Raw genomic sequence first — 13,055 nt, forward strand, 5'->3', positions numbered from 1 at the left:
CAAAAATCGACGAATTAAATCTATTAAAGCACAAAGCTACATACTTCTTATTTAGTTTATTTTCACTACATTAGATAATTATTTAGCTATGAAATCTATTATTTTACTTCCTAACATTCATAAGGGTTCAAATATTGTTCTGATTAATTTTCCTTTTGATCAGGAAATAAAAAATCATTTAAAATTATTACCCGAGGTACAATGGAGCCAAAATTTGAAATCTTTCTACATTAAAGATTCTTCAAGTAATAGGAGTTTATTATATAACCATATTCGACTAAAAAAATGGTTTGTTAATTATGAAAAACTTAAAAAAAAAGTTATACCTCCGTCAAAAGAAATCTACAAATTGGTCTTACCTGCTTTATCTATCGACTTAACTTCAGAATTAAAAAAGTTTAAAAGATGGTTGCAACAAAAAAGATTAAGTGAGAATACTGTTAATACTTATGTGGAAGTAACTGCATACTTTCTTCGTTATGGATTACTAAAAAAAAATGAAGATTATTCAATAAAATTAATTGAACAGTTTAACTATGACTTTATATTTAGAGCAAACAGATCCGTATCCTATCAAAATCAATGCATTAATGGAATCAAAAAATTTCTTTTTTTTAAAGGTATAGAAATTAATTTATTAAATATTGAAAGACCTAAGAAAGAAAAGAAATTACCAGCAGTTTTAAGTGTTGCAGAAATTAAAGCCATATTTAATAATCTTACAAATCTAAAGCATAAAACATTATTAAGTCTTCTTTATTCTGGTGGACTCAGAATTGGGGAAGCATTAAATTTAAAAGTTGATGATATTGATAGCAAAAGAATGTTAATTCATATTAAGCAAGCTAAGGGAAAAAAAGACAGGTATACTTTGCTCTCGTATTCTTTTTTAATACTTCTTAGAGAGTACTATTTAGCTTATAAACCTAAAGTTTTTCTTTTTGAAGGGCAAAATGGACATAAATACAGTGGTGCCAGTGCTCAAGCTGTGTTAAAAAAAGCATTGAAAAATACTAAAATTACAAAAAAGGTTACATTACACACTTTAAGACACTCTTTTGCAACACATTTATTAGAAAATGGAACAGATATTAGGTATATACAAGAATTATTAGGTCATAGTAGCCCAAAAACGACAATGATATATACTCATGTTACAAAAACTAGTCTTAAAAATATTAAAAATCCTTTTGATGAATTGTAGGAATAAATTACTTTTAAAGAATCATATTCAATGTATAAATATAATCATAAAACTTCAGCATATAAACCCAATTAAGAGATATATACTGATATAACATAAGCATATAAACAAGTTGCCATTCATTGCGGAGCGCACTCTGAACGGAAAAATAATTTCTAAAATTACGTCTGACTTTTTAGCTTGTTTGCGGAATCGAAATCTGAATCGAAATCTGAATTGAAAAACGAAAACCGAACTGAATGCGGAATTTAGCAAGTTGCGGAATTGCTCACTCAAACGGAATTGAAAATAATGCGGAATAAAAAGCTGACCGATTTTACTCAAACGCGAAAAAGCGGAAAACGGAATTTAACGGAATAAATTGAACTCTGAAAAAACAACGAAATGGCAACACCGCATAAAAAAAATTGCTTATTTTAGTTAAAACGAAAAGAGTTGCTTTTTTACTAGCTGCTGATTTTCCTTCGGAAAATCCTCGCATGCAAAACCGCAACTCCTTTTATGCAAACACGTTGTACAACATAAAGAATGAAAATAAAATTTGTAATAATATTCACATTTTTAGCTTTTATAAAGGCTGAATTTTCTCATTCTCAACATTCCGAAAAATTTGTTGAATTAACACAAAATTTGAAACCAATTGATTCAATAGTTAAAATCAAAAAATTTACAAACGGAAAAATTAAAGAAATTTCTAAATTTTTAGTTTATGAATATGGAGAATATACTTATGAAATTGTAAGTGGGAAACAACAATTATTTGACAAAAAAGGGAGATTATTTTATGAAGTTTTTTATGGTAGTTTTGGGAATTTAATTTATCAAAAACAATTCAATAATAAAAATCAACTCTATAGAATTATTGAAACAACAAAAATTGATTTGAAACCTGAAACCACTCTTTATCAAATATTAAACTCTAATAAAAAAACTTTAATTGAAAGTTATGAAAAAGAGTATAACTCAAATGAAAAAGAGGGAAATTTAAAATTATGGAAAGAAGGAAAATGGTTGAATGGAAGAAAAATTGGAAAATGGAAAACTTATAATTTTTGTGACGAAACATTTAAAATAAAGGAATACAAAAGGAAATAAAACGTTGTACAACACCTTGTATAAAAAATTGCTAAATTTGGCTTAATCAAAGTTTGTGCTTTTTTATAAACCCCTATTTTCCTGCGGAAAATAGCCGTTCATTTAAAACGCAAATTTCCATACAAAAACACGTTACCTGCCATTTGAAAAAAACACTGCATAAAAAGACAATATGTTTCACTTCGATAAAAATTTTGGATTATTTATTGGCAAACTAAAAGAGAATCTTTATCATAAACATTATGCTATACAAATTAGTATTTCAGTAAAATCTAATATGAAACTGACTATAAAAGGCGAAAATGAGATATTAGGAAAATCATTTTTTATAAATTCTAAAGTTGAACATAAATTAATTAGCGAATCAAATCAACTGACAGTTCTTGTAAATCCATTAAGTTCTATTGGACACCAATTTCATTTGCAATTTGGAAAGTCGAATTTTACATTACTTAATGAAAATTTGTCAGATAAGTTAATCGAAACTTTAAACAAGTTTGAAAATTCAGAAATTGATTTTGAAAGATTATGTGAATTAATAAGTCAAGTGTTATCAGAATATCAATGCACTTGTGAATCCGAAAACCATTTGGACGAACAAAGAATTATAAATGCAATAAAATATATGGACGCTAATTTTGAAAAAGTATTAAGTCTTGAAGAAGTTGCAGAAAAGTGCTTTTTATCGCCAACACGTTTTTTACATTTATTCAAAGAAAAAACAAATTTAACTTTTAGAAGATATCAATTATGGAATAAGTTAATAAAATCACTTCCGTTTTTAGTCAAAAATTCTATTACTGAAACAGCATATACTTTTGGGTTTTCAGACAATTCACATTATACAAGAACTTTTAAAGAAACCTTTGGTGTTACACCAAAATTTTTGATAACAAAAACATAGCCAGTTCATACAATTTTAAGTCTGTTTAACTTCTCACCTTTGTATTTCAATAGAAACAAAATGAGAACGATATTATTTATTATGCTATTAACACAGTTAAATGCATTTTCACAAACAGACTTAAAAACAATGAACAATTATTTAAAAGAAACGACAATTTTAAACTATTCAAACCTATCTCTTCAATCTTTAATTAAAGAGAAAAAATGGATGGAATTAGACACTATTAAAAGAGTAAAATCAATTTATAACTATGTTAGAGATGATATTGAATTTGGCTATAATATTTCTGACAGTATAACTGCAACACAGGTTTTAGAAGATGGTTATGGGCAATGTAATACAAAAGCAACATTGCTTATGGCTCTTTTACGAGCAACTGGAGTTCCAAACAGAATACACGGTTTTACAATAGATAAAGCATTACAAAAAGGAGCAATTAGCGGAATTTGGTATAAATTATCGCCAAAAAACATTTTACATAGTTGGGTAGAAGTTTATGTTAATGAAACTTGGTATTTTCTGGAAGGAGTTATATTAGACAAAGAATATTTAACCAAATTACAAGAGAAAAACAAAAATTGTAAAACTACTTTTTGTGGTTATGGTACATACACAGATAATTTTGAAAACCCACCAATTGAATGGAATTTAAACAATACCTTTATTCAAGACAAAGGAATAAATCAAGATTTTGGGCTTTTTGATACACCAGACGAATTCTATGCTAAACACCAACAAAAATTAGGAGCATTTAAAAGGTTTATTTATCGAAAAATAGTTAGGCACAGAATGAACAAGAATGTTGAAAGAATAAGAAACGGCAGGTAACAATGTATAAAAATAATAAGGGTTTTAGTGCTTAATGTAAAGGTCTGTGCATTCTACAGAGTTCACCAAATTTACAATTTTAAATTTTGTGAAAATATAAAAGTAAAATTGTAAATTTGGCTAAGTGCTAAAGCTGAAAGTAAGTACATTTTAACCCCTTACTATTCTTATACTAACCGTTGTAGCCAATTAATACATCACGATGACCAAGAAAAAACCTCTCAAGAATTAATTAGATGAAAATATGAATAAAGATGCTTACAATGCTCAAGACAATCCTATAAATGACCGAAAAAAGACAGTAAAACGAGGTCCGAATGTATTGCATTTAGAATATTTAGGAGGCTTGAGTGAAGATGATTTGAAAGAAATTAATGAAAACTTATCCAAAGCAAATCTTGAATTAAGTTCATTTAATAAAAGTGGAGTTTTTTACAATTCAATTGATGAATATAGCCTAGTTACATATTTCGTAATTCACCAAGTTTTAATAATTGAAATTCTAAAAAATATTGGAACTAGCGCTCTTTGGGATTCAATTAAATGGTCTCTTATGTTTGGTTGGAATAAATTAAAAGGAAAAACCTATCACAAAGGTGTAGGTTCTAAAATTACAGAAGAAAAAGTAAAGTTTGGACTTTCTGTAAAATTAGATGAAAACACAGGTTTTAACTTTGAGTTAGATGGGAATTTAGACAAAGAGATTATTGAAAGCTCTCTAGATAAAGTCTTTGATTTTTTAAAAGAGCAGAAAGTAAATGATAATTATAAAATTCCAGATTACGTTTATTATTCGGAGAAAGAAGAAAAATGGTTAAAGATTGATGTAATAGCCGAAATTATCAAAAAGACAAAAAACAACAAGAATAAAGCCCTTGAAAAAATTCTAAAAGAAAAAAGGAAAACGAAAAAGAAATAACTGGCTACAACACCGCATAAAAAAAATTGCTTATTTTAGTTAAAATGAAAAGAGTTGCTTTTTTACTAGCTGCTGATTTTCCTTCGGAAAATCCTCGCATGCAAAACCGCAACTCCTTTTATGCAAACACGTTGTAAACAAGCTAAAAACAAACCGTAAATGGAAAGACCATTTGATACAAGATTAAAATTAGTTTATGAAACTTTGGAAAAAACTAAAGAGAATTTCATATTCAATTTCAATCAAAATGACAAAATACTAGTTTGGATTGTTGGTTTTTCTGTAACCGCAATTTCTATTATAATTTCAAAGATTTCCAACATAAGTGAAAATTATTCATCGTGCATTTTAAAAACAGTTTTATTACTCTTAACAACATCAATTATTAGTGGAATAATTTATAGACTTTCTGCCCTTTTATTTCTTCAAAAATATCAGAGTATTATGTTCTTTTTAGAAGGAGCATTTTCAAAAGAAAAAACAATGCCGACCGAAACTAAAGAATTAAAAAATCCAGATGATATACACGAAATTTATCAAAAGATTAAAACCGATTTTGACCACGATTATTCCGATATAATAGAACTTTACAATAAACCTCAATCAGCAGAATCAAAAAATTATTATGTTGACTATCTGAAAAACGAATATGAAAGATTAGCAGAGTGGGCTAAAAACGAATACGAATATGCAGACGAATATATGAAAGGAGTTTATAAAACTGCATTCGGACTTTCTGAAAAACAAATCAATAAACTTTTTAGTAAAAATAAAGATTCATTTTACTTGAAATTATGGAGTTGGATTTCTGTTATATCAATTGCAGTTTGTCTAATTACTTTTATTTCAGTAATAATAATTTTAGCAATGAATTATGAATAAAGCCAGTTTACAACACCGTATAAAAATAATTGCGGTTTTTGGCTTAATCAAAGGTCGTTGCGTGTTTGTAACGTCTGATTTTCCTTCGGAAAATCCTCGCATACAAACCCGCAACTATCCTTATACATAAACGTTGTAAGCAAGCTAACGAAAAACCTGAAAACTGAATTTAAATAATAAACTTAATGATTTTAAAAAAACGAAAAATATTTTTGACTTTTATAGGAACTATATTATTCCTTTTCTATAGCCCTTTTACTTATTTCGAAGCTCATACAAATATTGAATCTCAAAATAAATTAAATGAAATAAATATTAATGGTTTTACGGAAAAAAATGAAACTCATAAAAAAGGTATATACTGGAATGAAAAAGAAATTAGTCTAAAAAATGACAGAAGAATTAAAGTTAACAAATCTTCTGTTTTAAATTTTGGAGTTTATTCAAAAATAACGAAAGAAATATCTTTTGAAAGAATCGTTAATAACCAATTGACAAAGACAATTCTGAAAGCTGAAAGTAAGATTTGGGGTTTAGGAAAATTAAGTGTTAAAAAAAATAATTTTAACAATATAATTAAGAAGAAAATTGACGAAATATATTCGGAAAAATAAATCATTAACATTTGAATTTATAAAGCCAGCTTACAACACCGTGTATAATTAATTGCTAGTTTTAGCTCACTTGGGAAATTCCTCCGGAATTTCGCCGTTCGTACTTTATTTAGTAAATTCACTCCTTAAACAACGCAACTAATCATACACAACAACGTTGTGCCCAATTAAAAAATTCCGTTTCATAAGATAATTCAGATTAAATGATTGTATCTTTGATAGTATCAAATGATAGTATCAAAAATGAAACCACCTTACGAAATAACATCTTCTATTTTAAAATTAATAACTTCTATTTCAGAAAAAATAGGAGAAGTAAATGCTAATTTATTAAACAAACCTTCGCCTAAATTGAGAAAACAGAATAGAATTAAAACTATTCATTCTTCTTTAAAAATAGAAGGAAACACACTTACAGAAGAACAAATAACAGCACTTCTTGAAAACAAAAGAGTTATTGGTCCTAAAAAAGATGTTCTTGAAGTTTTAAACGCAATTAAAATTTATGAAAATTTAGAAGATTATAATCCTTCAAATGAAAAATCCTTTTTGAAAGCACATAAAAACTTAATGGAAGGTTTAATTCAAAATTCTGGAAAATATAGAAATCAAAGTGTAGGAATTGTAAAAGGCTCAAAAGTTGAGCATTTAGCACCACCTTTTGGAAATGTGCCATACTTAATGAAAGATCTTTTTGAATATTTGAAAAAGTCTGATGAAATTGAATTAATTAAAAGTTGTGTTTTCCATTACGAAATGGAATTCATACATCCTTTTTTGGATGGAAATGGCAGAATGGGAAGATTATGGCAAACTTTAATTTTAATGGAAAAATATCCAATCTTTGAGTTTTTGCCTTTTGAAACTCTAATTAGTAAAGACCAGGAAAAATATTACAAGTCTTTAGCTGAAAGCGATAAATCTGGAAAGTCAACTAAGTTTATTGAATATATGCTAAATGTTATTGACATTTCAATAAGTGAACTATTAGATTTTAATAATCGAACGTTAAATGAAAAAGATAGATTAGATTATTATATTTCATTAAATAAAACTGAATTTACAAGAAAAGATTATATGGATATTTTTAAAGATATTTCTTCTGCGACTGCAAGTAGAGATTTAAAGAAAGGAGCTGAATTAGATTTATTTGAAAAAATAGGAGAAAAAAATAAGACAATCTATCGTTTAAAATAACTAGGCACAACACCGTATATAATTTATTGCTGGCTTCTCGCCTACTTACGAAAGTCCTTGCGGACTTTCTTAGTTGGTAATTATTTCCTAAATTAGTTACTTAAACCACGCAACAAACCATATACAACAACGTTGTAGGTAATTAAAACCAACCTTTGCGAATGAATGACTATTTAATAATTACTTTGATTGTACTGCTTTACTTTTCGCCAGTATTTTATCAATTATACTTATTATTAAAAGAGCGAAAAGAAGAAAACAAGAAACTGCTCAAAAGATTATTGCGTTTTACGAAATACAGTTTTTTAGTTCTAATATTTACTGGAATTGTATTTGGAATATTAAGTCATACAAACTATTTGAATTACCAAAAACCTATGACTTTTGACAAGTATGACCAAATCACCTTTCAGAATTTCCGAGGTTTGGAATTTTTTAAAAAGTCACTATATGGAAATGAACGGTTTGCGTATGTTGTAACATCAATCGAAAGTGAAATTGATGACAATTCTGTAACTGTGCAATCATTATTCTATCCTTCGCGCTCTTTCGTTTATAAAAAAAACACGAATAGTACAGAACTCTTAACTCACGAAAAATATCACATCAAAATCACAGAGTTGTTTGCTCGTAAAGCAAAACAAGAAATATCTGATTTAAAAACTTTCGATGAAAACAAAATCAAGGGAATAATTAAAGACGTAGAATCAAAAGAAAGAGCTTTTCAAAAAGAGTATGATTACAATACTTTTCACAGCTATGTATTAAGTGAACAAAAAAGATACGAGAAAGAAGTAGATAGTTTATTAACTTCGCTAAACCAATATAAAAACCCAAAAATCATAATTGATGACAAAAATTAAGTACGTCCTTTTAGCAATTATCTGCTTAACATTAACCAATTGCAAAACCGAAGAACACGAATTCCCTTTAGACAAAAGATATTGGGATACAAATGATTACGACAAAGCAATTCTTGAATTAAGATTTGGATACGAAGACGATGAAAAGAAACCAACTTTTGACAATCCAGAACAAAGAATAATAGTTGAAAAATTAACAGACGAACAAAATTTCAAAGTCGTACTTAAAGACAATGAATTAGGTACAAAACATCGGAATGCAGTTGCAACCGAATTCTTTGAACATTGGAAAGATATGCATCAAATTTACCAAGCAACTGACCGAAAGGATATGTATGTTTATGATATAGAAATGTTGGCTGTTTGGCAATATGGTTTGAGTTTACAACTTGACTATTTTAAGTTAGGAAATGACGAAATATTAGAAAGTGCAGACGACCCAAACTCTTCAAGAGTCAAGAATGTTATTAACTCAAACATTAGTACTTTAATTGGCAATTATATTATTTATTTGGATGAGATAAACGAAGAAAATGCGTTTTCGGAAAAAGGAAAAACTAAACTTGCTGACGGAATAGATAAATACTTTACTCAATTGATTGAACTTTATCCTGACGCAAATTATAACGGAATGAAAAAGAAAGCGGAATTGATGCTTAATAAGAGTGAGTCTGACAAAATTAAATCGTCTCTGACAAAATTAATTGAGTTAATCGATTCAAAGAAAAAAACGGAAGAATAACTACCTACAACACCGTATAAAAATAATTGCGGTTTAGTGCTTAATCAAAGGTCGTTGCGTGTTTGTAACGTCTGATTTTCCTTCGGAAAATCCTCGCATACAAACCCGCAACTATTCTTATACATAAACGTTGTAAACAATGCTGAAAAACCTCATTTACATAACAATCTTTTTTACTTCATTTTTAAGTTTTTCTCAAAACATAAAATCAATTGCGGAATTTAAAAAAGTTGGAGATAGCTTAATTAAGAATAGATTGAGCGAATTTGACCAATCCGGAAATTTAGTCCGCGAAGTGAATTATGGAAGATTTGATTCCAGATTAAAAACTTACAGAAATAAAATCACAACATTTGAATTAAAAAATGGACAAAGAGTTTCGGAATATTTCTGCGAAGACTTTGTTGCTAAAGATACTTGTGTACTTCGTTCTTTCTCAACATTTGAATTTGACAAAAAAAATGGAATTGAAAAGCAAACAAAATTCGAGTCGGATTCTCTAATTCGTTTCATTCGAGAAACTAAAAAATCAAAAAGAATCAAAAGTTCTAAAACATACTCTTGGGAATTTATACCTGTCGAAAAACCTGATTTTGAAAAAGCTCTTGTCTTAATAGACACAATATTTTATGACAAAAAGCAAAGAAAAATAAAAAGAGTAAGCTATAACAGTCGTAAAAAAAAGCCAGTTGTCGAATTATATAAATATTCAGATAAGAATTATACTTATCAGACAATTGGAACTTTTAGAGATACAACATTGACTTTTCAGTATAATAAATTGCAGAAATTAGCGGATAAAAAATCGTTGAATTATATATTTCAGAATTCCGAGAATTTTAAGTACGAGATAGAATATTATTAAAAGCACAGTTTACAACAACGTATAAAAATAATGCGTAGTTTAGTGCTTAATCGAGAGTTAGTGCATTTTTTTTACATCTGATTTTCCTGCGGAAAATCCTCGCACACAAAACCGCACTATTCTTATACAAAACCGTTACCTGCCATTTGAAAAAAACACTGCATAAAAAGACAATATGTTTCACTTCGATAAAAATTTTGGATTATTTATTGGCAAACTAAAAGAGAATCTTTATCATAAACATTATGCTATACAAATTAGTATTTCAGTAAAATCTAATATGAAACTGACTATAAAAGGCGAAAATGAGATATTAGGAAAATCATTTTTTATAAATTCTAAAGTTGAACATAAATTAATTAGCGAATCAAATCAACTGACAGTTCTTGTAAATCCATTAAGTTCTATTGGACACCAATTTCATTTGCAATTTGGAAAGTCGAATTTTACATTACTTAATGAAAATTTGTCAGATAAGTTAATCGAAACTTTAAACAAGTTTGAAAATTCAGAAATTGATTTTGAAAGATTATGTGAATTAATAAGTCAAGTGTTATCAGAATATCAATGCACTTGTGAATCCGAAAACCATTTGGACGAACAAAGAATTATAAATGCAATAAAATATATGGACGCTAATTTTGAAAAAGTATTAAGTCTTGAAGAAGTTGCAGAAAAGTGCTTTTTATCGCCAACACGTTTTTTACATTTATTCAAAGAAAAAACAAATTTAACTTTTAGAAGATATCAATTATGGAATAAGTTAATAAAATCACTTCCGTTTTTAGTCAAAAATTCTATTACTGAAACAGCATATACTTTTGGGTTTTCAGACAATTCACATTATACAAGAACTTTTAAAGAAACCTTTGGTGTTACACCAAAATTTTTGATAACAAAAACATAGCCAGTTCATACAATTTTAAGTCTGTTTAACTTCTCACCTTTGTATTTCAATAGAAACAAAATGAGAACGATATTATTTATTATGCTATTAACACAGTTAAATGCATTTTCACAAACAGACTTAAAAACAATGAACAATTATTTAAAAGAAACGACAATTTTAAACTATTCAAACCTATCTCTTCAATCTTTAATTAAAGAGAAAAAATGGATGGAATTAGACACTATTAAAAGAGTAAAATCAATTTATAACTATGTTAGAGATGATATTGAATTTGGCTATAATATTTCTGACAGTATAACTGCAACACAGGTTTTAGAAGATGGTTATGGGCAATGTAATACAAAAGCAACATTGCTTATGGCTCTTTTACGAGCAACTGGAGTTCCAAACAGAATACACGGTTTTACAATAGATAAAGCATTACAAAAAGGAGCAATTAGCGGAATTTGGTATAAATTATCGCCAAAAAACATTTTACATAGTTGGGTAGAAGTTTATGTTAATGAAACTTGGTATTTTCTGGAAGGAGTTATATTAGACAAAGAATATTTAACCAAATTACAAGAGAAAAACAAAAATTGTAAAACTACTTTTTGTGGTTATGGTACATACACAGATAATTTTGAAAACCCACCAATTGAATGGAATTTAAACAATACCTTTATTCAAGACAAAGGAATAAATCAAGATTTTGGGCTTTTTGATACACCAGACGAATTCTATGCTAAACACCAACAAAAATTAGGAGCATTTAAAAGGTTTATTTATCGAAAAATAGTTAGGCACAGAATGAACAAGAATGTTGAAAGAATAAGAAACGGCAGGTAACAATGTATAAAAATAATAAGGGTTTTAGTGCTTAATGTAAAGGTCTGTGCATTCTACAGAGTTCACCAAATTTACAATTTTAAATTTTGTGAAAATATAAAAGTAAAATTGTAAATTTGGCTAAGTGCTAAAGCTGAAAGTAAGTACATTTTAACCCCTTACTATTCTTATACTAACCGTTAGCAATAATTACCAATGAAAATCCGAAAATTCATAGAAAATCTAACACCTGAAGAAATTGAAGAAAAAAACCTTCAGCAAATTAAGGAAAATGATGAATTCTTTAAGGAATTTAAAGATGCTCACGAAAAAAAATGTTGTGTTCTTTGTGGTAATAAATTAGATTACTTTTCAGATTTTGAACCTTGCTTTCACTGGTTTCTACTACCAAAAGGAATAAAGAAAAAACATTTTAAAAGCTACCTATCTGAACCTATTGGATATTATAGACTTGAAAGTTATTTTAGATGGATTGCTACATTGGAATCACCTCTAAAAAACATCAATGATTTAACAGATGAAAAATCTGGTTCTAAATTAAAAGAAATCACTATCAAATATGAGAACATTGAGTGGTCTATGAATTTTGGACAAAATGATTTGGATGGACATAAAGATTCAAATAATGCTAAATTTCCACATTTTCATATTCAAATGTTGATTGACAATAAGCCTTTTATTAGGTTTAACGATTTTCATATTCCTTTTTCAAAAGAAGACCTTTTCAACCTACAAATGATGGAAGAAGCTTCTGATTTAATAAGTTTAGACTATGATTTAGGAACTGGTATGTCATTTATTGAAAAAAATGAAAATTTAATTGAACTAGATAAAGTTATGAGACTTGCGGAAGATGAAAATAACGCAACTTTTAATACAAGTTCTATGTTTCAAATGCCAGAAGGCAAAACCATAAAAGGAGAAGAAATTGAAAAATTTATAAAGGAAAGTAAAGATACTAAAACACCTCTAAGAAAAATAATGAAAGAAAACATTCCTGACATAAAAATTATTACAGAAGTTAGACCAGGTAATTCAGTTCCGAAAATGAAAAAAAGAAATTCAAGAAAATAACTATTGCTAACACCGTATAAAAATAATTGCGGTTTAGTGCTTAATCAAAGGTCGTTGCGTGTTTGTAACATCTGATTTTCCTTCGGAAAATCCTCGCATACAAACCCGCAACTATTCTTATACATAA

The 13,055-nt window shown here is 27.9% G+C and carries 14 protein-coding genes; all 14 read left to right on the forward strand.

The features are described 5' to 3' along the window. The first annotated feature begins 88 nt into the window (after nt 1-88). A complete protein-coding gene (locus tag H0I28_RS08475) occupies nt 89-1,204 on the forward strand; it encodes a tyrosine-type recombinase/integrase (protein ID WP_218761376.1) in 1,116 nt (371 codons plus the stop codon). 528 nt (nt 1,205-1,732) lie between these two features. After that, nucleotides 1,733-2,299, forward strand: a complete 567-nt coding sequence (locus H0I28_RS08480; protein WP_218761377.1) for a hypothetical protein — start codon at nt 1,733-1,735, stop codon at nt 2,297-2,299. A gap of 277 nt (nt 2,300-2,576) precedes the next feature. After that, on the forward strand, nt 2,577-3,203 hold the full coding sequence (locus H0I28_RS08485) for an AraC family transcriptional regulator (protein WP_218761378.1): 627 nt from the start codon (nt 2,577-2,579) through the stop codon (nt 3,201-3,203). 60 nt (nt 3,204-3,263) lie between these two features. Next, nucleotides 3,264-4,034 carry a transglutaminase family protein gene (locus H0I28_RS08490; RefSeq protein WP_254712868.1) on the forward strand — a complete coding sequence of 257 codons (771 nt, stop codon included), beginning with the start codon at nt 3,264-3,266 and terminating at the stop codon, nt 4,032-4,034. A 244-nt stretch (nt 4,035-4,278) separates the two neighbouring features. Next, nucleotides 4,279-4,953: a hypothetical protein gene (locus tag H0I28_RS08495; protein WP_218761379.1), complete on the forward strand. Its 675-nt coding sequence runs from the start codon at nt 4,279-4,281 to the stop codon at nt 4,951-4,953. A 159-nt stretch (nt 4,954-5,112) separates the two neighbouring features. Continuing rightward, on the forward strand, nt 5,113-5,835 hold the full coding sequence (locus tag H0I28_RS08500; protein ID WP_218761380.1) for a hypothetical protein: 723 nt from the start codon (nt 5,113-5,115) through the stop codon (nt 5,833-5,835). A 185-nt stretch (nt 5,836-6,020) separates the two neighbouring features. Further along, nucleotides 6,021-6,449: a hypothetical protein gene (locus H0I28_RS08505; protein ID WP_218761381.1), complete on the forward strand. Its 429-nt coding sequence runs from the start codon at nt 6,021-6,023 to the stop codon at nt 6,447-6,449. Between the two features lie 243 nt (nt 6,450-6,692). Next, nucleotides 6,693-7,646: a Fic family protein gene (locus tag H0I28_RS08510; protein ID WP_218761382.1), complete on the forward strand. Its 954-nt coding sequence runs from the start codon at nt 6,693-6,695 to the stop codon at nt 7,644-7,646. A 161-nt stretch (nt 7,647-7,807) separates the two neighbouring features. Beyond that, nucleotides 7,808-8,509 carry a hypothetical protein gene (locus H0I28_RS08515; RefSeq protein WP_218761383.1) on the forward strand — a complete coding sequence of 234 codons (702 nt, stop codon included), beginning with the start codon at nt 7,808-7,810 and terminating at the stop codon, nt 8,507-8,509. Then, entirely contained in the window at nt 8,496-9,251 is a 756-nt protein-coding gene (locus H0I28_RS08520; RefSeq protein ID WP_218761384.1) for a hypothetical protein, read from the forward strand. The genes H0I28_RS08515 and H0I28_RS08520 overlap by 14 nt, the downstream gene beginning before the upstream one ends. Before the next feature lie 139 nt (nt 9,252-9,390). Next, nucleotides 9,391-10,116: a hypothetical protein gene (locus tag H0I28_RS08525; protein WP_218761385.1), complete on the forward strand. Its 726-nt coding sequence runs from the start codon at nt 9,391-9,393 to the stop codon at nt 10,114-10,116. 280 nt (nt 10,117-10,396) lie between these two features. Next, a complete protein-coding gene (locus H0I28_RS08530) occupies nt 10,397-11,023 on the forward strand; it encodes an AraC family transcriptional regulator (protein ID WP_218761378.1) in 627 nt (208 codons plus the stop codon). A 60-nt stretch (nt 11,024-11,083) separates the two neighbouring features. Next, nucleotides 11,084-11,854 (forward strand): transglutaminase family protein, encoded by a 771-nt coding sequence (locus H0I28_RS08535; protein WP_254712868.1) that lies wholly within the window; start codon nt 11,084-11,086, stop codon nt 11,852-11,854. A gap of 195 nt (nt 11,855-12,049) precedes the next feature. After that, nucleotides 12,050-12,928 (forward strand): hypothetical protein, encoded by an 879-nt coding sequence (locus tag H0I28_RS08540; protein ID WP_218761386.1) that lies wholly within the window; start codon nt 12,050-12,052, stop codon nt 12,926-12,928. The last annotated feature ends 127 nt before the right edge of the window (nt 12,929-13,055 follow it).

The sequence above is a fragment of the Polaribacter sp. AHE13PA genome (genome assembly GCF_019278505.1).
In the GTDB taxonomy this organism is placed as follows: domain Bacteria; phylum Bacteroidota; class Bacteroidia; order Flavobacteriales; family Flavobacteriaceae; genus Polaribacter.